Source organism: Plantactinospora soyae (assembly GCF_014874095.1).
In the GTDB taxonomy this organism is placed as follows: Bacteria; Actinomycetota; Actinomycetes; order Mycobacteriales; family Micromonosporaceae; genus Plantactinospora; species Plantactinospora soyae.
Genome location: NZ_JADBEB010000001.1, coordinates 2,787,867 through 2,811,759 on the forward strand (window position 1 = coordinate 2,787,867; position 23,893 = coordinate 2,811,759).

Genomic DNA, 23,893 nt, shown 5'->3' on the forward strand with positions numbered 1-23,893 from the left:
GGTGACGGTGTGACAGCGACGGCCGGTGCCGAGGCGGCCGCCAACGAGCTGACGCCGCTCGCGGACTACCTGGGCAGCGTGCTGCGCAGGTTGCGGGCGCTTCCACCGCTCGACCTCGACCTGACCCAGGCGTACGGCAACGTGCTCGCCGAGGACGTTGTCGCGCCACACTCGTACCCGGCCTTCGACCAGGCCGCCATCGACGGCTACGCGGCCCGTTGGGAGGACATCTCGGGGGCGGGACGGGCCGCCGCCGGAGGAGGCGGCGGCTACGGCCCGAGCCGGTTGGGCGACCCCCGGCCGGTACGCCTGAACGTGGTCGGGGACCTCGGCGCGGCGAGTTGGCGGCCGGTGCGGCTGACCCCGGGCGCCTGCTTCTCGGTGGCTGCCGGGTCGCCACTGCCGATCGCCGCCGACGTGGTGGTGCCGGTGGAGTGGACCGACCAGGGCATGGCGGCGGTGGAGATCTTCCGGACCCCGAAGCGCGGCTACGGGCTGCGCCGGGCCGGCGAGGAGCTTCCCGCCGGTACGCTGCTGGCCCGGTCCGGCTCGTACATCTCCCCGGCCCTGGTCGCGGTCTTCGCGGCGACCGGCATCGGACACGTGGTGGTACGGCCCAGCCCCCGGGTGGTGATCGTGGCGACCGGCGACGAACTGGTCGACGTCGGCCGGGGCAGTCAGCCCGGCCAGGTGGTGGACATCAACTCGCACGCGCTCACCGCGGCGGCGGCCGAGGTGGGCGCGCTGGCGTACCGGGTCGGGATCTGCGACGACGATCCGGAGGGGCTGCGCGGGCTGCTGGAGGACCAGACCCTGCGCGCCGACCTGATCATCACCACCGGCGGTACCGGTGCCGGCCCCGGTGACATGATCCGGCGGGTGCTGTCCCGTCGGGACGGCGGCCGGGCCAGCCCGGTGACCTTCATGGAGGTCGCCCTCTATCCCGGAAGTGCCCTCGGATTCGGTACGGTCGGTGCCGAGGAGGTGCCGGTGGTCTGTCTGCCCGGTGATCCCGGCGCGGCGTTGATCGGTTTCGAGGTGCTGGCCCGCCCGGCGATCCAGTTGCTTGCCGGCGCCGAGCCGGTGTTCCGGCCCAGTGTCCGGGCACACCTGCTGGAGACGGTCTCCTCGCCGGCCGGGCTGCGCGAGTTCCGGCCGGCCCACGTGGCGGAGCGGCGGGGCGGGGGCTATACCGTGCAGCCGCTGCGCGGTGGGCCGTACACACTCTCCGGGCTGGCCGAGGCCAACGGACTGGTGGTGCTCGGCGAGCGGGTGACCAGCGCGGCGGCCGGTTCCACCGTGGACGTACTGCTGTTGGACCGGCGTCGGTGACGCCCGACCGGTCGTCGCCGAGGAGGGTACCGGGACTGGTGCGGGGACGAGGACAACAGCCGTGAACTTCACCGTGACGCCGGGCTGGCCGGTCGTACTCCGGGACGGTCCGGTGCTGCTGCGGCCGTACCGGCGGTCGGACGCGGCCAGCTGGTCCGAGGTGCGCCGGGTCAACCAGGCCTGGCTGGCGCCCTGGGAGTCGTCCCCGCCCGGCCGTTGGGGCGAACTGAACTCGCCGGCCGCGTTCCGGTTCGTGCACCGCGACCAGCGCCGGCAGGCACGTCGGGGCGAGAGCATGCCGTTCGCGGTGTGCCTGGTCGAGGCGAGTGGCCGGGAGCGGCTGGTCGGGCACCTCAACCTCGGCAACATCGTGCGTCGGGCCTTCTGCTCGGCGTACGTCGGGTACTGGGTGGACGGTCGGGTGGCGGGGCGTGGCGTGATCCCCACCGCGATGGCGCTCGCCGTCGACCACGGCTTCGGCCCGGGTGGGCTGCACCGGATCGAGGTCAACATCCGGCCGGAGAACGGGCCGTCCCGACGGGTCGTGGAGAAGCTGGGCTTCCGCGAGGAGGCGTACCACCCCCGCTACATGCACATCGACGGTGCCTGGCGTGATCACATCGGCTACGCCATGACCAGCGAGGACGTCGCGGCTGAGGGCGGCCTGCTGGCCCGGTGGCACCGGCTGCGTACCGCCGCTTCCTGATCCGGCCGGACGATCCTTGTTGATCTTACCGACCGCTGGTCGGCCGGCGCGCCGCACGATATTCCTGGTGTGCCCCCGTAACCTGAAGTAACTGGGACGTGCGGCAACGTCGGACGAACCCGCATGATCTCCGCGAGCCGTGAGAAGTGATCGCGTCGTCGGGGGACTGCGGTCCGGTCGGTTGCCCGACGTGGGTGACGGGAGGGATGAGGGTGCCGGCCTCGGTGCTCCTCGCCGTCCTCGCCGCAGCCGGTCTGCTCGCCCTCGCGCCGGCACTGGTCCGCCGGTACGACGCCACCGAGCGACTGGCGGCGGAGCGGGCGCAGTCGACGGCGCGGGTGCTCCAACGCCGTCGGCGCCGTCGCAGTGTCCCGGGGCGGAAGCCGATGAATCCGTCACGTTTCCGGATCGTCACCCTCCGTGCTGAGGTGCCACCCGCCGGCTCGCCGGCCGCGGCGTCCTCGGGGAACCCGGCGGACGGAAGCTCGCCGGTCTCCGGGCCACCCTCGTCCACCCGGCGGTCCCGACGACTGCGTTCCGTTCCCCGGAACGCGGGACGGGCCCGGCGTCGGCGCCCACCGGCCCGGCACACCCCGGCGGTGTACCGGCGCCGTCGGGTCTTCGCCGCCCTGCTGCTGCTCAACCTCGTCGAGCTGATCGGGGTGGTGGTGGTCAGTCCGGGCTTCTGGATCAGCTTCTCGGTCACCGGCTCGCTGCTCGGCGCGTACCTCGTACACCTGCGGGGGCGGGCCATCGCCGACCGCCGTCGGCGGCGCGCGGAGGCCCGGGAGGCGGCGTGGCTGGCCGCCCGGCAGGCGGAGGTACGCCGGGCGCACGCCCGCCGGGCGCAGGCCCGCCGGGAGGCGCAGCGTCGCCTCGCGGCCCAGCGCGAGATGGTACGTCGGGCCGCGCTGGGGATGAACCGGAACACCGACCTGCCACCGGCGGCCAGTGGCGGTGGCCGGGCGGCTGCCTCGGTTTCCTACCGCCGGGCCGGTGGGCTACGGGGACGCCCCTACGAGGCCGGTCGGGGGCCGACCGCCGGACAGTGAGTGCCTCGCCCGGTCGGATCGTCGTGCGCTCCGCGCAGGGGTGGGTTCGCGGCCGGGGCGGCCGACCTGTTAGCCTTGGCGCCGGCTCGCCCCGCCAACGGTGTTGGTGGGCGGACGTTCGGTGAGTCGGACGTTTGGGTGAGTCGGATATTCGGTGAGTCGGCAAGGGGCTGTGGCGCAGACTGGTAGCGCACCTCGTTCGCATCGAGGGGGTCAGGGGTTCAAATCCCCTCAGCTCCACCAGCAAGACTGATAGATCAGGCCGCTGAACTGGGAAAACAGTTCGGCGGCCTCGTTCGTTCCCCGGTCCGGCCCGCCTTCCCGGGTCTTCCCTCGCGCGCATCGGCCGCTCCTGCGTGGATGCCGCCCAGCCCGAGTTACCGCAGCCGGTACGGCCCTCGCGCGCCCTACGCCTGGACGGCTGGTGCGCGGCGGGCGGCGAGTTGGGCTTCGAGGCCGTCGAAGATCGCCCGGAGTCCGAACTCGAAGCTGTCGTCGGGTGCCGTGCCGTAGCCGGCCGCTGCCGCGCTTTCGAGGCGGGCGCGTAGCCGTGGGAACCGCATCGCGGTCTCGGTCGCCTGGGCCATGGTGTCGCGGAACCGTTCCTCCGCGTTGCCTCCGTCGCGGCTGAGTCGCCTGGTCAGCGAGGCCGTGGCGGACTCGCCCAGGGCGTTGCCGAGGACGAACATGAAGACGGTTGCCGCCGCCTGGTCCGCCTCCGCGCCGACAAATCCGGCCGCCTCGTAGACCGCGAGGGTGTGGTCGTCGTGGCGCGCCTTCCCGGGACCCTGGAACAGGTGGGAGGCCAGCGCCTGCACCAGCCACGGATGTCGGGTGAACATCGCGTACAGGTCGGTGGCCATCGAGGTGGCTGCGCCGCGCCAGTCGACGGTGTGCAGGTCGGGCAGCTCGATTTCGTTCCAGACCTGGTCTCCGGCGAGCGTGACGAGGTTGTCCTTGCTCTTGACGTGCCAGTAGACCGCCGTCGCGGCGGAGTCGAGTCGTCTGCCCAGGCTCCGCATGTTCAGGCCTTCCAGGCCATCGGCGTCGAGGAGTTCGATGGCGGTCTGGACGATCTGTTCCCGGGTCAGGGTGTCGCGCGGCATGCACCCACGATAGGGCACCCGAACGGACTTGCACAAAGTTCAAGGCAACACTTGCACACTGTTCAAGTCATGCCCTAAAGTTCGACTTGAACAACGTGCAAGTCGGCGACGAGGGTCAGGTGACCCGAAGTGCCCCCGGCCACCCTGACCAGGAGAACTCCTATGTTGATCTTTGCTGCGGTCCTGCAACTGCTCGTCGCCCTGGCCTTCGTGAGCATCCCGTTGGTGCGCCACCGCCACGGAGACAGCGCGAAGGTGAACGCCGAGGCCGAACTGACCCGCCAGGGCGTCCCGGTCACCGTCCTGAGGGACAACAAACTCAGCTTCGACGCCAGCGGTCACGAGACCGCCGCCCCGGTCGCCGTCGCCGCCGTCATGGTGGCCCTGGCCGTACTCAACCTGTCCGGCAACGACTGGGGTCCGCTCCTGACCTGGATCTTCCAGTCGATCGTCCTGGTCGGCAACGCGCTCATCCTGCACAGCCAGCTCACCGCCGTGAAGGCCGTGCAGGCCGCCTTCGCCCGCAACGGCGACCCGATGCTCGACCGCATCGACGTACCGGCCCTGCTCAAGGCGGCCGAGAGCGGCTTCCCCGCCTGGGTGCCCATCCTGCAGAACGCCCGCCACACCGTCGTCTTCGCCGCCTCGGCCCTCGCCCTGGTCGCGACCGTCATCGCCTGACCAACCCCGACACCTCGGCGCGAACCGGCCGGCCAGGAAACCATCCTGGTCGGCCGGAATCCGTATTTCAGGCCCGGGCCGCTCGGCCGCTCAGGCCCGGACGCTCGGCCGGGTGGTCAACGGCGGGAGACCGTACCCGGCCGTCGAACCAGGTAGACGTCGATCGGGTCCTGAGCCTCCATGGTGAACCCATGGCGCTCGTACAGCCGCCGGGCGGCGCTGCCCTGTAGGACGTTCAGCCGGACGGGCACGCCGGCGGCATCGGCCCGGTCCAGCAGTGTTCGGAGTACGGCCGAACCGAGCCCCCGGCCCTGAAGACCCGGTACGAGGTAGAAATGCTCCAGCCGTCGCCCGTCCTCGGTCGGTCGCAGGGTGACGCAGCCCGCGAAGGCGCCATCGGCCACGATGACCGAGGTGTACTGCGGGGAGAAGGAGTCCCGCAGCCGCTGCCGGACCCGGTGCTCGTCGAACCGGCCCAACCGCTCCAGATCGGCGCGCAGCACCGTCGCCCGCAGCTCCGCGATCATCTCGACGTCGCCCGGTGTGGCAGGATGCAGCACCCACTCCACGGGACGGTCCGATCCACTGCCGGACGGCACCTGGCCTGGCCGTATTCCGCCCGTTCTCGTACTGGTATCCACGGCCGAAGTATCTCAGCGGCCCGGGGAGGGCGGGCGCTGAGGAAGGTCATGCACCGAGGTCGCGCAATGCCCGTTCCGGCGCAACGACCTGCGCCCTCGTCCACCGCGTCGGGGCGGTGGACGAGGGCGGGGTAGCTCGGCCGGAGTCGGCAGCCCGGACGTGATGCCTGCGGTCCGGAGTCGAGCACGACCGGGTACGGCTTACCCGGCGGCTGCCTTAACCCGGTTGAACAACCGGCCGGCGAGGTCGGCTCCCACCACCGCGCCGTGCTCGTCGCGCGTGAAGTAGCCGCGCTGTCCCTTCAGCCCGCCCCCGGTGATGATGTACTCGTCCCCGTCGCCGGGCAGCAGGCCGAAGTCGGCCGGCGGATAGTCCGCCGGCAGTTCGGTCTCCGACGCCGTACGGATCTCCGGTTTGATCCTGACCTCCAGTGTCAGCCCCGCGCCGTCCGTGGCGATGGCGAGCGTCATGGAGTCGATGTCGTAGCGCCCGACGAGTTCCTGAGCCCGCCCCCGGTCGTATGGGACAGGTGTGGGATCGCCGTCGACCAGGCCCAGGTAGTGGTCGAGCGCCCAGCGGACGACGGCCTGGTTGAAGGGGATGCCGTTCGGGCCGGCGTTGGAGACCGCGACGATCGCGAAGTCGCGTTCGGGCACGGTGAGGAACTCGGCGAACTGGCCGTTCGCCGACCCGCCGTGGCCGACGGTGCGTACGCCGTCCACGTCGCGCAGGAACCAGCCGAGGCCGATGGCGTCGCCGAGCGTGCTGGCCCGCAACGCGACCGTCGGCTCCTTCATCCGGTGCAGCACCTCGGCGGGCAGGACCGGCGCGCCGCTCTCCGCGCGCCCGTCGCCGAGCTGGAACCGGGCCCACCGAAGCTGGTCCGACACCGAGGCGACGATGCCCCCGCCGGGGTTGCCGCTGCGCGAATGCCGCCACGGCCGCGCGACGGAGAGCGTTCCGTCCTCGTCGAGGTTGTGCCCCACGGCGAACCGCCGGGTCATGACGTCGTCACGCGCGAAGAAACTCCGCGACAGGCCCAGCGGCTCGAAGACGAGCGAGGAGATCGCCTTCTCGTACGGCATCCCGACGACCTTCTCGATCACCCGTCCGAGCAGGTTGTACCCCGCTTGGCTGTAGGAGGCCCGCACACCCGGCGCCGCGATCAGCGTCAACTCGGCCATCTTCGCCACGTAACCGGCCAGGGCGTCGTCGCCCTCACCGGTGTCGACGATGAGTCCCCAGTCCAGTCCGGCGGTGTGGTTGAGCAGCTGCGACACGGTGATCTCCGCTGCGGTCCGCTCGTCCGCGAGCCGGAGTTCGGGGACGTACCGACGTACCGGCGCGTCCAGTTCGACCCGGCCGCTGGCGACGAGGTGCAGCACCGCGGTCGCCGTGTAGGTCTTCGTGACCGAGCCCAGTTGGAAGAGCGTGTCCTGGTCAACGGGGAGCGGGTTGTCGACGCTGGTCACCCCGTGGCAGGCGTAGATCTCCTGGCCGCCCGCCCAGACTCCGACGGCGACGCCGGGAATGCCGAGCTCCGTGGCCGTCGCCCGGACGAAATCCGGCAACGTGTCGTACGACATGTCAGTCCCCCTGCTGTTGGTCGCGGCGAGCTCCGCAGCGACTTGCACACTGTTCAAGTAAGACCCTAGGCCACGACTTGAACAATGTGCAAGTGCTCCTCTCCCGGCCCGCTCCGACCGGCGGCAATAGCATGGGGCGATGGAGACGGTGACGGTGCGCTTCGTCGGCGGGCCCGCCGACGGCAGCGCGCGGGAGTTGCCGGCCGATCCCGGAGGCCGACCGCCGCAGCGGTGGATTCTGAGCACCCGGGACGACGCACCCGACCTGCCCGGCGTGGACCACCTGTACGAGCTGAAGCCCGAGCGGACCCCGGACGGCACCTGGACGCTGGCCTTCGTACGCTCCGACCCGGTCGGCATGACCGAATAGCCCTCGCCCCAACCACTCAGTGAAAACGGAGAGTTCGGCCCGCCATACGCGACGGGCCGAACTCTCCGTGATCGTGAAGAGGTGGGGACGGATCAGCGGCGACGCCCGAGGGTGGAGAGGGCCAGGTTGCCCTTGACCTTCAGCCGCGGGTCGAGGAGGAGTTGCCGGAACGCGTCGAGGTCGGCTTCCGCCATTCCGGCGGCGACGAGTTTCTCCCGGATGGCACCGGCGGTGGCCCGGGGAAGGAGACATCCGTGGGTGCCGCCGGCCCAGGTGCCGGTGTGGCCCTCCGTGTCCACCTCCAGTCCGAGGTCGAGCATGGCCCCGTGGACGCGGCGGCTCCAGGCCGGATCGTTCCCCGACGCGCGGAGCACGCTCGCGAACGCGTCGTGGTACGCGCCGTACAGCCGGTCGGCGTCCGGGTCCGGGCTGGCGAGCACGCTGGTGCCCCAGGTCCCCTCGAACTCCTCGACCAGCAGTACGCCGCCCGGGTTGAGCGCGTCGGCCAGCTTGCCGAGTACCTCGATCCGCTGGGGAAGGTGTCCGAGCAGGAGCCGCGCGTGGATGAGGTCGAAGGTCCCGGGCAGCGGGTCGGTCACCACGTTGTGCTGCCGGAGGTCGATCCGGGGATCGGCGGCGCTGTGCTGCGGGTCGATGTCGGTGGCGATCACCTCCCCGTCCGGGGCGAGGCCGGCGAGCGTGGCGGCGACGCTGCTCGCGCCGACGGCGATCACCAGAGCGCGGGCGTCCCGCGCCACCCGGGCGTCGGCGAGTCGCCGCTCGCTGAACGGGTCGTACATGCCGGCCAGGTGGCGAAGCATGGCGCCCGCCTCGGTCTCGGCGTCCTTGAAGACGTACGTGGTCGACACGAATCTCTCCCGGAGGTCAGGCGGTGGTGTGGGGGATCCACGGGGCGATACGGCGCTGGACGGCGGTGAGGGCGTAGAACAGGGTGACGCTCATGGTTCCGAGCAGGGCGACCGCTGCGAAGGCCAGCGCCGCGTCGGTGCCGGCGGTCTGGATGACGAAGCCCAGCCCGGCCACCGCGCCGAACAGTTCGGCGACCACGGCGCCGATGACGGCGAGCGGCAGGGCGGTCTTGAGGCCGACGAAGATCTGCGGCAGCGCCGCCGGCAGCCGGAACTTGACGAAGGTCGCCCAGCGCGAGGCGGAGAGGGTGCGGGCCAGTTCGGCCAGCTCGGCCGGGGTGGAGGTCAGTCCCGCCGAGGTCGCCAGCACCACCGGAAAGAAACACATGAGCCAGACGAGGACGACCTTGGGCCCCTGGCCGAACCCGCCGATCGCGAGCAGCAGCGGTGCCAGCGCCGGCTTGGGTATTGCGCTGAGCACCAGCAGCATGGGATAGAGCGCCCGTTCGAGGCCACGGGACGTCGCGAGCGCGGCCCCGACCAGCACGGCCGTCGCGATGGCGAGGCCGAAACCGGTGAGGGCCTCGACCAGGGTCACCCAGGCGTTCTGGAGCAGGTAGCCGGGCAGCCGCCCGAAGGCGGCCACCACCGCCGGTGGCGACGGCACGAGGTACGGCGCGATCTCCAGGGCCGCGACGGCCGTCCACCAGGCGGCGATGAAGCCGGCGGTGCCCAGCAGCGGCGCTCCGACGATCGACAGGACCTTCCGTCCGCCTCGTACGGCGGCGCGACCTGCGCGGCGTGCCATCCGGTGGCAGCCCTACCCGGCCAGGTTGGTGAGGACGATGTCGGTCGGAGGCAGGCCGACGGGGACCGCTCCGGCGCCCTGCAGAATGGCGATGTTGCGGGCGACCCGGGACATGTCGAAGTGTCCGAGCGGCGCGTCGGCGATGCCCTCGATGTATCCGACCAGCCCCTTGAGCTCGGCGACCGCCGCCTCGGGCTTCTGACCCTGGGTCTCCTTCTGGGCTGAGTAGATCTTGCCGGCCTCGTCGGGGTTGTCGATCGCGTACTTCAGTCCGCGCAGCAGGGCGCTGTTGAACCGGCGTACGAGGTCCGGCTTGTTCTTCGCGGTCTCGGCGGTCACACCGATGGCGGAGCCGTGCAGGTCGGTGAGGTAGTCCGTGAAGGGCAGGACGGTGAGGGGCTGCTTCGCGAGGACCCGGACCGACTCCACGGCCGGTACGAACTGGCTGATCGCGTCGACCTTGCGCTCGGCGAGCAGGGCCGCGTGCTGGAGCGGACCGGCGTTGACCCACTTGATCTTGCTGGGGTCGAAGTTGGCGAGCTGCGCGTACGTGGCGAACAGGAGGTGGTTGATCCCGCCGGGGATGTACGAGAGCGTCTTGCCGGCGAGGTCGGCCGGAGTGTTGATGCCACTGCTCTTGAGCGCGACGAAGCAGGCGAGATTCCGCTGGTGCAGGATGGAGGTCAGCTTGAAGTTCTTGATCCCGTTCGGCTTGGAGTACTCCATCAGAGCGCCGCTGACGTCCAGGGTGGCGAAGGTGGCCTGGCCGCCGACCAGGGTCTTGAGGTTGTCGGTCGTGCCCTTGCCGGGAAGGACCTGGACGTCGAGGTCCACCTCACCGAACCAGCCCTTCTCCCGCGCGACGAAGATTGGCGCCTCACGGCCCTGGAAACCCGCCCCCGTCAGAATCGTGACCTTTTCGGTCTGCCGGGAACTGGCCTTGCCGCCGCTGCCGCTGTCGCACGCGGTCATCGCCGCGGCGGTGGTGGCGGCGGCGCCGACGAGGAGGCTTCGGCGGGTCATTACCGATGTTGGCATCCCGTTTCCTAACTTGGTAAGCCTAGTAATCTAAGTTGCGCCGGACGTGGGTCTTCGCAGGCAGAGGAACCTCCCCGCCGCTGCGGTATCGGGCGCCACGATGGATCGCGGATCGTGTCGTCCTCGGCCGCGCGGCGGGGAGGGAAGCGTCGGCGGGCTCGGCCTTGGTGCCTACGCAAGGAAAGGCCCCCGTGCCTCGCCGGCAAACCTAGATTGCCAAGCAATCCAAGTCAACGTTGCTTGCCGAGTTTGCTTGTAAAGCCAGGTCAGGCCATGATCAGATATGGGTGCCTACGCAAGGAGCACCTGGTATGCCTGAACCGGCCGTGCCCGTGTACCGCAGAATCATGCGCGAGATCGAAGCCAAGATCGAGAAGGCTGAACTGCGTCCGGGTGACCAACTACCGTCAATAAGTCAGCTGACCGAACAGTACAAGTGTTCTGCCCCGACGGTGCGGCAGGCACTCGCGCGGTTGCAGGAGCGCGGCGTGCTGCAAGGCCACCAAGGTCGCGGCGTGTACGTCACGCCGGCCCCCGACTAGAGACCATCCGGAATGGGCGGCCGGTATATTCAACGCTGTCATAACCGGCCGCTCCGCTCGATTCTGCCCTAAACCGATCCGTCCGTACGGAATGGTCAGTGCTTTCGTTTCGCCGAGCCGCGCAGCGCCGTCTCCACGATGCCGGCGTAACCGACGTGTCCGGCCCGGTTCGGGTGGTACGACTCGCCGACCGGGTTGGAAGTGCCGTTGAGCCACTCGACGTCGTCGCAGACGGCGTGGCCTGTGAACGGGCCGCGGGCGTCGACGAAGGTGAACCCGTGCGCGGCGGCCCGGGCCTGGATGGTCGTCGCCAGCAGGTCCGCCGCGGCGTTCAGTTCGGTCTGCTCGCCGGGGGAGATCCGGGCGATGACGTTGCACTCCTCGCCGTTGAACAGTCGGGGATAGCCGACCACCACCACCCGGGCGTTCGGCGCGAGGGTACGGATCCGGGAGTAGAGCTGGTCCAGCCGCCCCGGCAGGGTGGTACGGATCTGGTTCTCCGCGCTGTCGATCTGGGACCAGCAGTTCGTCGGCCAGGGCAGTGCGCACTGCACGATCACCGACGACCAGCCGATGTCGTTGCCGCCGGCGTTGACCGTGACGTAGTTGGTCGCGGCGTCCAGGCTGCCCAGTTGCCCGTTGAGGACTCCGGCGACGGTTGCTCCGGCGCAGGCCGGGAAGGTGAGGGTGGCGCCGAGCCGGGCGGCGTCGAGGACCGGGTACGAGTGCCGGGAGCGCTGGCAGGAACCGCTGTCGGGGTAGTACTCCCGGGTTCCGGTGCCGGAGGCGTACGAGTCGCCGAGTGCGGTGTAGGTGGTGGCGGCGGCCTGGGCGGGCACGGCGCCCACCCCGATCGTGACCGCGGTGAACAGGGGTACGGCGATGGCGGCCAGCAGTGGGACCGGACGACGACGCAGCGACATGGCTGCCTCCTGACATCGGTGAGAGTAGATGTCAGGTTGGCAGATACCTGCGACTCGCGGAAGGGGTCGTGTAGGTTTCTTTCTTCAGTCGTCAGCGTGCCGTGATCGCGTGGAACGCCCCGGCCCGGGTACCGACGTAGATCCGGCCACGCCAGACCGCCGGGGTGGACTCGATGCAGCCACCGAGCTTGAGCTTCCACAGTGGCTTCGGCGCGGCGGCGGTGTCGGCGATGTCGTACGCGTGCAGGAAACCGTTGCAGTCCCCGATCACCAGTACGTCGTCGACGACCACCGGGGACTGCCAGGTCGGACCGGGCAGTCTGAACCGCCACCGTACGGCGCCGCTGGTGCGGTCGACGCCGAGCACCTCACCGCCCTGGGTGTCGAAGATCGCCAGGTCGCGGTGCAGGGCCGGCGAGCCCCAGATCCCCGCGGGCCGACGGGCGCGGTCGTCGACGTGCCAGACGGCCGGGTTGGCGCCCCGCTTCGGATCCAGCTTCATCATCTGCCCGAACTGCTTCGAGCGGGCGGTACCCCGCTCGTACTCGGAGCCGACGTAGAGCGCGCCGGCCTCGTCGACCGCGATCGAGGCGTCCGTGTCGTCACCGGTCCAGAACCGGAACACCCGCTCGGGCTTGCGCCCCTGCTTCAGGCCGCTGATGTCCCAGCCCTGCACCAGCCCGCCGGAGTTGGCGAAGTAGACCACGTTGCCGTGGATCGCGACCGAGTTCTCGATGGAGACCATCCGGTCGTCGACGTCCCGGAGCAGTCGGCTGTCCCAGCCGGGGGCGTTGAACACCAGCTTCGGCCGTACCGTGACCTTGCCGTCGGCGCCGTACCGCCGGTTGAGCTTGACGATGTGGAACTGGCTGTTCTCGCCGCCGAGGAAGAGGTAATCGTCGAGGATCAGGCCGGCACCGTCCCAGTCGTCGTTCCACATCGTCGGCGAGACCGCCTTCGCCGACAGCCGCCACAGCTCGGTCGGCCTGCCCCGGTCGATGGCGAGGATCCGGTAGAAGTTGTCCCGCGATCCGGAGTAGACCAGCGGGAACCCGTCCGGGTCGACGGTGACCGAACCCTTGATGATGTCTCCGGTCGGAAAGTCCGGCAGGATCCGTTCCCCGCTATCGGCGTCCAGGAAATGGATCTTGTGGTCGTACGCGCCGAAGACCACCCAGGTCCGTCCGCCCCGCTCGAACACCGCCGGCTGGCCGGTCCAACCCGTACCGCACCAGACCCGGGTGCCCTTCTCGTCGGTCGACTTCCCGCAGAGTCCACCGCTGCGCGGGAACTGCCAGTCCTTGACCGGTGTCTTCCGGGGCATCGGCCCCGAGCCGTAGTACGTCCGGGTCGGGTTGCCCCGGAAGGTGAGCAGTCCCGGCACCTTGTCGCCGTACGGCCGCCCGACCCCCGCCGGGTCCGACCATCCGGTGAAGCGGGTCGGGACCGGGCTGGCCGGGGCGTTCGGGGTGGAACTCTGACCGCCTGACCGCTGCGGCCCAGGGTTGTCCGTCGACGGTCCTCCGGAGTCACAGGAGGTGCCCCCGAGCACGACGACCAGCGCGAATACCCCGAGCCGGGCACCTGCGGTGCCGAGCCGGCCGTGCCGAGGTGTGGTCACCGGCACAGTGTGCCCACGGGTCATCATGACCGACAGGCGACTCGCCCGGTCAATTCAATGTCAACTCAGCCGGCCGTCCTTCGCGGCTTCCGCAGGCGCGCACGCTCCAGCGACGCCCGGAGCGCCGGCGTGCTCCCGCCGGTCCCGACCTCGGCGGCGAGCAACTCCTGGAGCGCCGTCCCGGGCACGGTCACCGGCCCCAGGTCGGCGACGAACTCGGCCCGCCAGTCAGGGCTCAGCCGCTGGGTGAGGAGATGCCGCGCGACGGCCGGCAACGGCCAGCAGAGCAGTCCGACGATCCCCTCCACCGCACCGGCCCGGCGCCCCCACGCCGCCCGCTCCGCCGGATCGAGCCGGTCCTCGACCCGGGGGTCCTGGTCCCAGTGCCGGGCGGCCTGGGCCTCGGCCAGTATCTCGTGCATGCGCAGGCCGCACGGCGAGTCCTCGTCGATCCGCCAGCGCTCCCCGGTGGCCATCCGGTCGAGCGCCTCCGCCAGCTCCGGGTACCCGTCCAGCCCGGTCTCGGTGGCGAGCCGGCGGGCCTGGGCGACCAGGGCGGACCGCAGCCGCGGCTCCGGCGCGTGGGCGAGCAGGACCCTGATCCCCGGTTCGGACCGGGCCGCCCAGTCACCGGGCGGCGGCGACTCCGGCAGCAGTGGCCGGTACTGCGCGGCGGGCAGCGCCCCGGCCAGCATCCGGCCGTCCAGCACGATCCCCCACTCGGCGCGGAGGACGTCGAGCAGGGCCGGGACATCCAGGTCCGGGTTCCGGTCGTGGTCGGGCGGGGCCAGCCCGGCGGCGCGCAGCATCGGAAGGAACCGGTCGGGTTCGGTACCGGTCGGCGACTCGGGACGGTGGTTGTCGTACCCGAAGACCACCGTTCCGTCGGCGACCACGGTGAGTCGCAGGTGGCCGGCGGCATAGTGGAGCGCCGCCGCCCAGGTGCCGGCGGAGAGCCGGCGCAGCCGCTCCGGTCGCCCGCCCTCGGAGTGGAACTCCTCGACGGCGAACGCCCAGTCGCCGGCGTACCCCACCCGCAGGGCCGGCCGATACCCCTCGGTCCAGGTGCGTTCCAGCTCAAGGAGCTGCCGCCGGGTCCGGGACACGGACCGGGCCGGATCGACGCCGAATCGGCGGAACAGCTCGGCCTGGGTGATCCGGTGTACGAAGGTGAGGGTGACGTTGTCGTACCCGCTGATCCAGCCGACCTCCGGATCCGGTGCCGGCTCCGGAACCCCGACGACGGGTGCCGGGAGCGGCCCGGACTCCGCCGCGGCCAGGCCCAGCGGCGACCGCGGCGCGGGATGCTGCCGTCGGACCGCCTCCCAGTACAACCGGCCCTCGAAGCCCGCCGGCAACCGCCCCTCGAACGGCTGGCCGAGCCGGAACGTCTCCGCCAGCGTCTCCCACAGGTCACCGAGGCGGAGCCCGGCGCGCGGCAGCTGGGTCTCGCCGTAGTGGGAACGGTGTTTTCCGATCGTCCCGTACGCCTCGCCCGGTTGACAGTTCAGCACGTACAGGTCGCCGATCGGGTCCCTCATGATCGGCGCCCACCGGCTGCCCGGCGCCGGGTTGTCGGAGAACGGGCGCCGGGGTCCCGCCTCGCGCACGGCCGACACCGCCTGCTGCCAGCCGCCGACGATCTCCGCGACCGACAACGGGCGCTGCCCCCGGGGAAGCCGGAACCCGCCCGGCCGGTCGTCGCAGCCGTCGTGCCGGGCGAGCGAGCCGAGCAGTTCGTCGGGGAAGGTCACCCCGATCGCGTGCTGGGCGGCGTCGACGGCCGCCGGGTCGGCGGGCGGCCGCAGCGAGGCGTACGCCTCGACGGCGTACGCGGCCAGCCACTCCTCGATCCGGGCCCAGCTCTCGGCCAGCCGCTCGCCGCTCATGGTCTGTCGCCCCGCCCCCGCCGAACGCGCCCATCGACCGTACCCGCTGCCGGTCGTGCCGCCGGCAGCGTACCGACCCGGCGCGATCCGTCCCGGAGTCCGCACGACCACCGGTGGAGCCCGGCGAGCGGGTCGGCGAGGTCAGCGAGGTCAGCCGGTCGGGAGCAGCGCGACGTCCGTGTTGGTGCGTCCCCGCGCCTCCGAACTGGTCCGGGGCCTTGGCGTCTTGACGGTGATCCGGAACCAGAACGAGCCGTAGCCGGGCAACGTGAGCTGGTACGGGCGGGCGCCGATCAGTGGAAACGGCGTCTGGCCGGTCAACTCCACCGGCTGGTGCCCGATGAACCGGCTGCCCAGTGGAAGTTGTGCCGGCTGTGGATGCCGGGACAGGTTGTGTACGCAGAGCACCACCTCGGCCCCGACCCGCTCCTCGCCCTCGCCCTCGTACTCCCGCAGGAAGGCCAGGACCGTCGGGTTCTTGCCGCCGAGGTCGCGGAACGAGCCGGTGGCCAGCGCGGGATGCCGCTTGCGTACCTCGATCATCTGTCGGGTCCACTGCAACAGCGACGCCGGCTGTTCGAGCTGCCGCTCCACGTTGACCGCCTGGTACCCGTACACCGGGCCCTGGTTGACCGGCAGGTAGAGCGCGCCGGGGTCGGCCTTGGAGAAGCCCCCGTTGCGGTCCGGGGACCACTGCATCGGCGTACGGACGCTGTTGCGGTCGCCCAGCCACACGTTGTCGCCCATGCCGATCTCGTCGCCGTAGTAGAGCACCGGAGAACCGGGCAGGGAGAGCAGCAGCGAGGTGAACAGCTCGATCTGGTTCCGGTCGTTGTTCACCAGCGGAGCCAGCCGGCGCCGGATCCCGGTGTTCACCCGCATCCGGGGGTCCTTGGCGTACTCGTTGTAGAGGTAGTCACGTTCGGAGTCGGTGACCATCTCCAGGGTCAGCTCGTCGTGGTTGCGCAGGAAGGTGCCCCACTGGCAGCCGCTGGGAATCTGCGGGGTCTGGGCGATGATCTCCGAGATCGGGTAGCGCGACTCGCGGCGTACCGCCATGAAGATCCGGGGCATCACCGGGAAGTGGAACGCCATGTGGCACTCGTCCCCGCCGACGTCCGGATCGCCGTAGTAGTCGACCAGGTCGGTCGGCCACAGGTTCGCCTCGGCCAGCAGCACCCGGCCCGGGTACTCGTCGTCGACCATCTTGCGCAACCGCTTGAGGTACGCGTGCGTCTCCGGCAGATTGGCGCAGTCGGTCCCCTCCCGCTCGTAGAGGTAGGTGATCGCGTCCAGCCGGAACCCGTCGATGCCCAGTTCCAGCCAGAACCGCACCACGTCGATCATGGCCTCCTGCACGGCCGGGTTGTCGTAGTTCAGGTCGGGCTGGTGGGCGAAGAACCGGTGCCAGTAGAACTGCTGGCGAAGCGGGTCGAAGGTCCAGTTGGACGGTTCGGTGTCGCAGAAGATGACCGGCACCCCGGCGTACCCGGTGTCGGTGTCCCGCCACACGTAGAAGTCGCCGTACGGGCCGGTCGGGTCCTGCCGGGACAGCTGGAACCACTCGTGGGTGTCCGAGGTGTGGTTCAGCACGAGGTCGGTGATCACCCGGATGCCACGGGCGTGGGCCTCGTCGACCAGCGTGACGAAGTCGTCGACGGTTCCGTAGTCCGGGGAGATGAGCAGGTAGTCGCGGATGTCGTAGCCGCCGTCCCGGCGCGGTGAGTCGTAGAACGGGGGCAGCCACAGGCAGTCGACGCCGAGCCATCGCAGGTAGTCCAGTTTGGAGGTGAGGCCCGGCAGGTCGCCGTAGCCGTCCCCGCTGGCGTCGAAGCACGCCTGCACGAACATCTCGTAGAAGACCGCTCGCTTGTACCACTCCGGCTCGACCGGCAGCTCCCGGGCGCGGCGCCGGACCGGGAGCGCGGACCGCTCCACCGGCTCGTCAGGGGGTACGGATGGCGGCACCACCCGCTCGGCTAGATCGGACATGTCTCTCTCCTCCGGTTCGCGAGGGGGAAGTCCCGCGGGTACGTGGTGTGGGGAGGCCCCGGGAAACGCGGGGAGAGGACACCGGCACCGATGGTGGCGGCGCACCGCCCGTTCTACGGCGTCAAACGGGTAACTGGATCAGCGGTGACGGCAACGAATTTGTAACCATGCCGACGATCGCCGGCCGGACCGAACCAAATGTGAGCCGAAAGGACGCCCTCGCGCTGTTTCGCGGGTCCCGGTGTCGACGGCCACGCGGGTGGCTGATGCCCGTCCGGGCACTGTGTCCGATCTGCCCGTTCTGGTAGGCGGTGCGTCGGTCGGAAATCTGACTTAACATCACCCGTTGTGCCGCTGATCGCGGGTGGTTAAGCTCCTTGGTGCGCGCCCCAATCGCCCGCTTCCCCCGTGGCAGGCGATCGGGGCGCGCACCTTTGTCTGAACCCCTCGGCGCCGCCCGTCCGCCCCGCCGACCTCCGCCGCCGTCCTCGCCCCGACCGGGGCTGAGCAGCAGGCGAGCAGTCCGGCGACAGCACGGCGATTTCGCGTCGACGGCACGGCAACGCCGCAAATCGCAGTACGGCAACGCCCCGACCGCAGCAGGGCCCCCGCTCGCCCGTCCACCGTGGAACCGGCAACCGCCCGCCCACCCGTCGCGCGCAGCGCCCACCGGATGGCTGCACGCGGCGCCGACGGGATCGCCACACGTGGCGCTGCCGGGATGGCCGCGTGTGGCGCCGACGGCAGCGAAGATCATCGCCGGTCGGCGGTGTGGGGGGTGCAGCCGTGGATCAGATCCAGCGGTTGCCGAGCCACATTCTCGTCGACCAGTCCGCGTACGGCAGGAGCTGTCCGACGAAGATCGGATGGAAGTAGGCGAAGCAGATCGCGACCAGAAGCACGTACGTGCCCGCCACGATCGCGCCGATCATCCGGCGGTCGCTCGCCCGCCCGGCCGAGCCGTCGGCGTCGGCCGGTTCGACGGGCGGATCGCCGCTCCCACCTCGCGCGCTCGCTGGCGTCGGCGCCCGGGCCGGCCCGGTGATCGCCCCCAGCACGTAGGTGACCGCGAGGATCATGAACGGCACGACGGGCGCGACGTAGAAGAAGAACATCGTCCGGCCGTCCAGCGCGAACCAGAACCAGGGCAGCAGCCCGACCGCCACCGGCAGGAGGATCGCCAGGGCCCGCCAGTCCCGGCGGGCGATGCCCAGCCAGCCGAGCACGGCGAGGGCCGGCAGGAAGGACCACCACAGGATCGGGGTACCGAGCAGCAGGATCTCCGAGGCACAGCTGGGCGCCCCACAGGAGCCCTGGTCCGACCAGTGGAACGCGACCGGCCGGCCGAGCAGCAGCCACTGCCACGGCCAGGACTGGTAGACGTGCTTGTCGTCGAGCTGGGCGTGGAACTTCAGCGCCTCGGCGTGGTAGTGCCACAGGTTCTGCAAACTGCCGATGATCGGCATGCTGGACTGGCCGGTCTCGGCCCGCCAGTTCCGGAAGTACCCGTTGTCGCTGAGGAACCAGCCCGACCAGGTGGCCAGGTAGGTGACCAGGATCAGCACCCCGGCGACCAGCAGCCAGCCGATCTCGTCGAGGAACGTGTCCCGCCACGGCCGGCGTACTCCGACCGACTTGCGGGCACCGACCTCCCAGAGCACGACCAGCAGCGCGAACGCCGGAATGAAGTAGAGCGCGCTCCACTTCACGCCGAAGGCGCAGCCGAGCATCACCGCCGCGAGCAGGCGCCACCAGGGCACCCCGTCGGAGAGCCGGAACTGTGGCCGGTGCCGGCGTCCCGTACGGCTCGGGTCGAGGCCGTTCTCGACGGCCCGCAGCCAGCGCGCGCGCCGGACGTCCCGGTCCACCACGAGGGCGCCGAACGCGGCGAGCACGAAGAACATCAGGAAGATGTCGAGCAACGCCGTGCGGGACAGCACCAGATGGAAGCCGTCCAGCGCCATCAGCAGGCCGGCGGCGCAGCCGAGCACGGTCGAGTGGAACATCCGGCGGGCGATCCGGACGAGCAGCAGCACCGAGAGGGTGCCGATGATCGCGGCCGAGAACCGCCAGCCCAGTTCGTTGTAGCCCCAGATCTGCTCGCCGACCGCGATCATCCACTTGCCGAGCGGCGGGTGCACCACGTACGCGGCGGTGTTGTTCTTCTCGTCCCACTCGATGCCGCGAAGCAGCAGATTGTGCGCGTCGGTGGCGTAGTAGAGCTCGTCGAAGATCTTGCCCTTCGGATTGCTCAGTCCGACCAGGCGCAGAATGCCGGCGATCAGTACGACCACCGCCGTGGCCAGCCAGGACCATCCGTCGAGCCGGGCGTCGAACGGCGCCAACCGGCGTCTGATGATCGCCGGAATTCCGCCGGTGCGCCGGTCGGGACGGTCGGTCGCGGGCGGCCCGGTGGAGGTGTGCGAGGTCACCTCGACGACGGGCCCTGCCGGCGGGCCGGCGATCGTCGGGCCCTCGGTCTGCGCTGTCGACGCCAGAGTCACCCCGTGATCGTAGGCTGCCATGGTGTGAAACGGGGCACGACGCTCGCTATGCGCGATGACATGTATCGATGAAGGAGTCAGTTCGTGGGAAAAACGCCCGGTAGCGGCCGGCTGGTCCTGCTCGGTGCGCCGCTCGGCAACCCCGGCGACGCCTCGACCCGGCTGCGGGACACCCTCGGCCAGGCCGATGTGGTGGCCGCCGAGGACACCCGCCGGCTCACTCGGCTGGCCCGCGATCTCGACGTCGTCATCCCCGGCCGGATCGTGTCGTACTTCGAGGGGAACGAGGAACGGCGTACGCCGGATCTGGTCGCGGCCGTCCTCGACGGCGCGCTGGTCGCGCTGGTGACCGACGCCGGGATGCCGAGCGTCTCCGACCCCGGCTACCGGCTGGTCCGGGCCGCCCTCGACGCGGGCGTGCCGGTCACCGTGGCCCCGGGTCCGAGCGCGGTGACCACCGCGCTGGCCCTCTCCGGCCTGCCCACCGACCGGTTCTGCTTCGAGGGCTTCCTGCCCCGGACCGGCGGGCCGCGCCGGGCCCGGCTGCGGGCGCTCGCCGCCGAGGAGCGCACCCTGGTCTTCTTCGAGGCGCCGCACCGGGTGGCCAGCGCGCTGGCCGACCTGGCGGGGGCCTTCGGCGCCGACCGACCGGCGGCGCTCTGCCGCGAGCTGACCAAGACCTACGAGGAGGTGCTCCGCCGCCCGCTCGGCGAGCTGGCGAGCTGGGCCGCGACCGGCGAGCCGCGCGGCGAGATCACTCTGGTGGTGGCGGGCGCCCCGGTGGTCGCGACCCCGCCGCCGGCCGACGCCGACCTGCGGGCCGCGGTGGCCGACCTGGAGGCCACGGGTACGTCCCGACGTGACGCGATCGCCGCCATCGCGACCGAGTACGGCCTGCGCCGCCGGGACGTCTACGCCGTAGTACATCCGCCCACGGCAGGTTGACCGGCGACGAAGCGTTCACGCTCAGCGGGAGTCGCGTCTGGCAGAAGTCGCGCTCGGCGGGGCGGTGTGTTCAGTAGGCGGTGTGTTCAGTAGGCGGCGGCGAGGAAGCCGACCGTGAGCAGCAGCGGCCCGGCCAGGCTGATCAGGGCCGCCGGACGGCGGTACCGCCGCTCGGACAGGCGCAGTGCTCCGGCGGCCCAACCGACCCCGGTGCTACAGAGCAGGATCACCCCGAGTCCCAGCGACCACCGCAGGTGCAGTGGGCCGGTGCCCGCGCCGACGTACGCCTTCTGACTGTCCGCGCCGGTCATTCGGGCGGCCACCTGCGCGCTGGCCGTCCGGTGGCGCCCCTCGACACCGATCAGCCGGATGTCCCGGGCCTTGAACAGGCCGTCCGCCGCGGTGAACTCGCCCCGACAGTGCTGCCCGAGCCCACGACCGGTGCAACTCGCCACAGTCGCGGTACCCACGTCGCCGTGGCCGACGGCAAGCCACAGCGGTTCCGCGCTGACCCAGGCGAAGAAGCTGGCGAGCAGGGAGAAGAGGATCACACCGGCGAGCCCGTACACCGGGTCCCGCTGCGGTTTCGGCGGCCTGGGCGGGCGGGGCAGAGCGGCTTCGGCGGCCGGCTTCTTCGGCCGGCCGTACCAGGTCCTGGGTGTGGGGGCCACCGGTGTCCCGTCCCAGTGGACCTCCTCGATCGGCAGCCAGAAGTCCTCGCCGTCGTCGTCGGTGGTCGGGTCAGATCCGGGCCGAGCCGCCGGCATCGACGTGGTGGGCCCGTCCCAGCCCGCGAAATCCTCCGCTGCGCTGAGCCGGGGTGCCCGTTGGGGGAGCATCGTCAGCGGTGCGCCGGTGGTCGCCTCGATGCCGGACGGTCCCGGGACCGTGCCCGGGGCGCTGACCCACGGCGAGCCGACCATCGGCGAGGCCCCGCCGAACGGTCCGACCGGCGACGGCTCGTACCCGGTCGCCCGCTGGGCCGCCCCTCGCTGTGCGGGCGCCGGCACCGCGACCGGCCCGGCGTCGTCCGCGCCCGATACCTCGGCGGCTGCCGCCGGTACGTCGCTGGCCGAACCCGGTACGTCGGCGGCCGGCGGTTCGGCCCGGCCCGGTGTCGGCACCTGGGTCGACGGCGGCGTACCGCCGTGCGTCCGGGTCTCGCCGGGCGCGGCGGGATCGGCCTCGGGAGGCTGCGTTTCCGCTGGTTGCTGCCCACCTGAGCTGCCCGTCACCGGTCCATTGGACAACGGAGGGCCGGCTCGGGAAGGCAGCCTGGCGCGCGTGTCGGCGGTAAAACAGTCGGATATTGGCAGATGAGAGCGGATCTTTCCGATTTAATAGGTCGCCTTTCCGGCATTGACGTACGCCGCGTCGCTTTTCGGTGCCGGTCCATCCGGCGTCCGCCCGGGGCCGCGAGCAGGGCATTGGTTCGTGGTTGCCCCGCCCCGGTCACTAGGCTTGGTTTTCATGAGTCACGTTCTCGCGGCGGTCGCCTGGCCATACGCCAACGGCCCACGCCATATCGGCCACGTCTCCGGCTTCGGAGTTCCCTCCGACGTGTTCAGCCGGTACATGCGGATGGCCGGTCACGACGTGCTCATGGTCTCCGGCACCGACGAGCACGGAACGCCGATCCAGGTGCAGGCCGACAAGGAGGGGGTCACCCCTCGTGAGCTGGCCGACCGCTACAACCGGGTGATCGTCGAGGACCTGCACGGGCTGGGCCTCTCCTACGACCTGTTCACCCGGACCACCACCGGCAACCACTACGCCGTGGTGCAGGAGCTTTTCGAGACGCTGCACCGCAACGGCTACATCGTGCCCAAGGTGACGATGGGGGCGATCTCCCCGTCCACCGGCCGTACGCTGCCGGACCGCTACATCGAGGGCACCTGCCCGATCTGCGGGTACGAGCACGCCCGGGGCGACCAGTGCGACAACTGCGGCAACCAACTCGACCCGATCGACCTGGTCAACCCCCGCTCGAAGATCAACGGTGAGACGCCGAAGTTCGTCGAGACCGAGCACTTCTTCCTCGACCTGCCGGCCTTCGCCCAGGCGCTCGGCAAGTGGCTGGACGGCCGGGAGGGCTGGCGGCCGAACGTACTCCGGTTCTCGAAGAACCTCCTCGACGACCTCCAGCCCCGGGCGATCACCCGGGACCTGGAATGGGGCGTACCGATTCCATTGGAGGGTTGGCGCGATCGCGGCGACAAGCGGATCTACGTCTGGTTCGACGCGGTCATCGGCTACCTCTCGGCCTCCATCGAGTGGGCCAGGCGCTCCGGCGACCCCGAGGCCTGGCGACGCTGGTGGTCGGCGGACGCGGAGGGGAAGGACGCCCGTGGTTACTACTTCATGGGCAAGGACAACATCGTCTTCCACTCGGTGATCTGGCCGGCGCTGCTGCTCGGCTACGACGGCGAGGGGGACCGGGCCGGCGAGCCCGGCGATCTGGGCCGGCTGAACCTGCCGACCGAGGTGGTCTCCAGTGAGTTCCTGACCATGGAGGGGAAGAAGTTCTCCTCGTCCCGCCAGATCGTGATCTACGTACGCGACTTCCTGGCCCGGTACGACGCCGACGCGCTCCGCTACTTCATCGCGGTCGCCGGGCCGGAGAGCCAGGACACCGACTTCACCTGGGCGGAGTTCCTGCGCCGCAACAACGACGAACTGGTCGCCGGCTGGGGCAACCTGGTCAACCGGTCGATCTCGATGGCGGCGAAGAACTTCGGCGCCATCCCGCCGATCGACCCGGCCGGGCTCACCGCGGCGGACGAGGCGCTGCTCGCCACCGCGCGGACCGGGTTCACGACGGTCGGCCAGCTGATCGAGCGGCACCGGCAGAAGCAGGCGATCGGCGAGGCGATGCGCGTGGTAGGTGAGGCGAACAAGTACCTCTCCGAGCAGGCGCCCTGGAAGCTGAAGGCCGAGTCGGACAAGCCCCGGATGGGCACCATCCTGCACGTCGCACTCCAGGTGGTCAGCGATGCCAACACGCTGCTCACCCCGTTCCTGCCGCACTCCGCGCAGCAGGTGCACGAACTGCTGGGCGGCACCGGCGTACACGCGCCGATGCCGTCGATCGTGCCGGTCGACGATCTCGACGGCGGGCCGTCGTACCCGGTGTTGACCGGCGACTACACGGTCGGGGCGAAGTGGAAGTCGGTACCGGTCGAGGCGGGGCGGGCACTGGCCACCCCGAAGCCGGTCTTCCGCAAGCTCGATCCGTCGATCGTGGACGAGGAACTCGCCCGGCTGGGCCAGCCCGGCGGGTAGGGCCC

The 23,893-nt window shown here is 70.8% G+C and carries 20 protein-coding genes and 1 tRNA gene; 9 read left to right on the top strand and 12 right to left on the bottom strand.

Features of this window, described 5'->3' with window-relative positions:
* The first annotated feature begins 9 nt into the window (after positions 1-9).
* The 4 genes from H4W31_RS12540 (at position 10) to H4W31_RS12555 (ending at position 3,333) form a co-directional block, all read left to right on the top strand.
* Entirely contained in the window at positions 10-1,332 is a 1,323-nt protein-coding gene (locus tag H4W31_RS12540; RefSeq protein ID WP_192766820.1) for a molybdopterin molybdotransferase MoeA, read from the top strand.
* 61 nt (positions 1,333-1,393) lie between these two features.
* On the top strand, positions 1,394-2,038 hold the full coding sequence (locus H4W31_RS12545) for a GNAT family N-acetyltransferase (protein ID WP_192766821.1): 645 nt from the start codon (positions 1,394-1,396) through the stop codon (positions 2,036-2,038).
* Between the two features lie 206 nt (positions 2,039-2,244).
* Positions 2,245-3,090 carry a divisome protein SepX/GlpR gene (gene sepX, locus H4W31_RS12550; protein ID WP_192766822.1) on the top strand — a complete coding sequence of 282 codons (846 nt, stop codon included), beginning with the start codon at positions 2,245-2,247 and terminating at the stop codon, positions 3,088-3,090.
* A gap of 166 nt (positions 3,091-3,256) precedes the next feature.
* A tRNA-Ala gene (locus tag H4W31_RS12555) sits at positions 3,257-3,333 on the top strand.
* Positions 3,334-3,497: 164 nt separating this feature from the next.
* Here H4W31_RS12555 and H4W31_RS12560 read toward each other — a convergent pair.
* Positions 3,498-4,196, bottom strand: a complete 699-nt coding sequence (locus H4W31_RS12560) for a TetR/AcrR family transcriptional regulator C-terminal domain-containing protein (RefSeq protein ID WP_192766823.1) — start codon at positions 4,194-4,196, stop codon at positions 3,498-3,500.
* Between the two features lie 162 nt (positions 4,197-4,358).
* Between H4W31_RS12560 and H4W31_RS12565 the strand changes: the two genes are divergently transcribed.
* Positions 4,359-4,877: a hypothetical protein gene (locus tag H4W31_RS12565; RefSeq protein ID WP_192766824.1), complete on the top strand. Its 519-nt coding sequence runs from the start codon at positions 4,359-4,361 to the stop codon at positions 4,875-4,877.
* A 116-nt stretch (positions 4,878-4,993) separates the two neighbouring features.
* On the opposite strand, the gene H4W31_RS12570 is transcribed toward H4W31_RS12565, so the two are convergent.
* Together H4W31_RS12570 and H4W31_RS12575 are read right to left on the bottom strand one after the other, a co-directional pair.
* Positions 4,994-5,437, bottom strand: a complete 444-nt coding sequence (locus H4W31_RS12570) for a GNAT family N-acetyltransferase (RefSeq protein ID WP_318783156.1) — start codon at positions 5,435-5,437, stop codon at positions 4,994-4,996.
* 282 nt (positions 5,438-5,719) lie between these two features.
* A complete protein-coding gene (locus H4W31_RS12575) occupies positions 5,720-7,105 on the bottom strand; it encodes a serine hydrolase domain-containing protein (protein ID WP_192766825.1) in 1,386 nt (461 codons plus the stop codon).
* A 139-nt stretch (positions 7,106-7,244) separates the two neighbouring features.
* Here H4W31_RS12575 and H4W31_RS12580 point away from each other — a divergent pair, with 139 nt between their 5' ends.
* On the top strand, positions 7,245-7,475 hold the full coding sequence (locus H4W31_RS12580; RefSeq protein WP_192766826.1) for a hypothetical protein: 231 nt from the start codon (positions 7,245-7,247) through the stop codon (positions 7,473-7,475).
* A 92-nt stretch (positions 7,476-7,567) separates the two neighbouring features.
* Here the strand turns inward: H4W31_RS12580 and H4W31_RS12585 are convergent, their stop codons facing one another.
* The 3 genes from H4W31_RS12585 to H4W31_RS12595 are packed head-to-tail and all read right to left on the bottom strand — an operon-like array spanning position 7,568 to position 10,190.
* Positions 7,568-8,344 carry a methyltransferase gene (locus H4W31_RS12585; RefSeq protein WP_192766827.1) on the bottom strand — a complete coding sequence of 259 codons (777 nt, stop codon included), beginning with the start codon at positions 8,342-8,344 and terminating at the stop codon, positions 7,568-7,570.
* 16 nt (positions 8,345-8,360) lie between these two features.
* Positions 8,361-9,152, bottom strand: coding sequence for an ABC transporter permease (locus H4W31_RS12590; protein WP_192766828.1), 792 nt, complete (start codon positions 9,150-9,152; stop codon positions 8,361-8,363).
* Between the two features lie 12 nt (positions 9,153-9,164).
* A complete protein-coding gene (locus tag H4W31_RS12595; protein ID WP_192766829.1) occupies positions 9,165-10,190 on the bottom strand; it encodes an ABC transporter substrate-binding protein in 1,026 nt (341 codons plus the stop codon).
* Positions 10,191-10,501: 311 nt separating this feature from the next.
* Here H4W31_RS12595 and H4W31_RS12600 point away from each other — a divergent pair, with 311 nt between their 5' ends.
* Positions 10,502-10,732, top strand: coding sequence for a GntR family transcriptional regulator (locus H4W31_RS12600; RefSeq protein WP_192766830.1), 231 nt, complete (start codon positions 10,502-10,504; stop codon positions 10,730-10,732).
* Positions 10,733-10,827: 95 nt separating this feature from the next.
* Here the strand turns inward: H4W31_RS12600 and H4W31_RS12605 are convergent, their stop codons facing one another.
* From H4W31_RS12605 to H4W31_RS12625, 5 genes are all read right to left on the bottom strand, one after another.
* The gene (locus tag H4W31_RS12605; RefSeq protein WP_192766831.1) at positions 10,828-11,655 is read right to left on the bottom strand and encodes an SGNH/GDSL hydrolase family protein; all 828 of its coding nucleotides are present in this window, start codon (positions 11,653-11,655) and stop codon (positions 10,828-10,830) included.
* 91 nt (positions 11,656-11,746) lie between these two features.
* Positions 11,747-13,276: an outer membrane protein assembly factor BamB family protein gene (locus H4W31_RS44205; RefSeq protein WP_192766832.1), complete on the bottom strand. Its 1,530-nt coding sequence runs from the start codon at positions 13,274-13,276 to the stop codon at positions 11,747-11,749.
* Positions 13,277-13,341: 65 nt separating this feature from the next.
* Positions 13,342-15,165 carry a DUF6461 domain-containing protein gene (locus tag H4W31_RS12615; RefSeq protein ID WP_192766833.1) on the bottom strand — a complete coding sequence of 608 codons (1,824 nt, stop codon included), beginning with the start codon at positions 15,163-15,165 and terminating at the stop codon, positions 13,342-13,344.
* Between the two features lie 150 nt (positions 15,166-15,315).
* Positions 15,316-17,157: a maltose alpha-D-glucosyltransferase gene (gene treS, locus H4W31_RS12620; RefSeq protein WP_192766834.1), complete on the bottom strand. Its 1,842-nt coding sequence runs from the start codon at positions 17,155-17,157 to the stop codon at positions 15,316-15,318.
* 791 nt (positions 17,158-17,948) lie between these two features.
* Complete coding sequence (locus H4W31_RS12625) at positions 17,949-19,661, bottom strand: dolichyl-phosphate-mannose--protein mannosyltransferase (RefSeq protein ID WP_404825584.1); 1,713 nt, start codon at positions 19,659-19,661, stop codon at positions 17,949-17,951.
* Between the two features lie 84 nt (positions 19,662-19,745).
* Between H4W31_RS12625 and rsmI the strand changes: the two genes are divergently transcribed.
* Positions 19,746-20,606 carry a 16S rRNA (cytidine(1402)-2'-O)-methyltransferase gene (gene rsmI, locus H4W31_RS12630; RefSeq protein WP_192766836.1) on the top strand — a complete coding sequence of 287 codons (861 nt, stop codon included), beginning with the start codon at positions 19,746-19,748 and terminating at the stop codon, positions 20,604-20,606.
* Positions 20,607-20,692: 86 nt separating this feature from the next.
* Here rsmI and H4W31_RS12635 read toward each other — a convergent pair whose 3' ends face one another.
* On the bottom strand, positions 20,693-21,841 hold the full coding sequence (locus H4W31_RS12635; RefSeq protein ID WP_192766837.1) for a hypothetical protein: 1,149 nt from the start codon (positions 21,839-21,841) through the stop codon (positions 20,693-20,695).
* A gap of 235 nt (positions 21,842-22,076) precedes the next feature.
* Between H4W31_RS12635 and metG the strand changes: the two genes are divergently transcribed.
* On the top strand, positions 22,077-23,888 hold the full coding sequence (metG, locus tag H4W31_RS12640; protein WP_192766838.1) for a methionine--tRNA ligase: 1,812 nt from the start codon (positions 22,077-22,079) through the stop codon (positions 23,886-23,888).
* Positions 23,889-23,893: the final 5 nt, after the last annotated feature.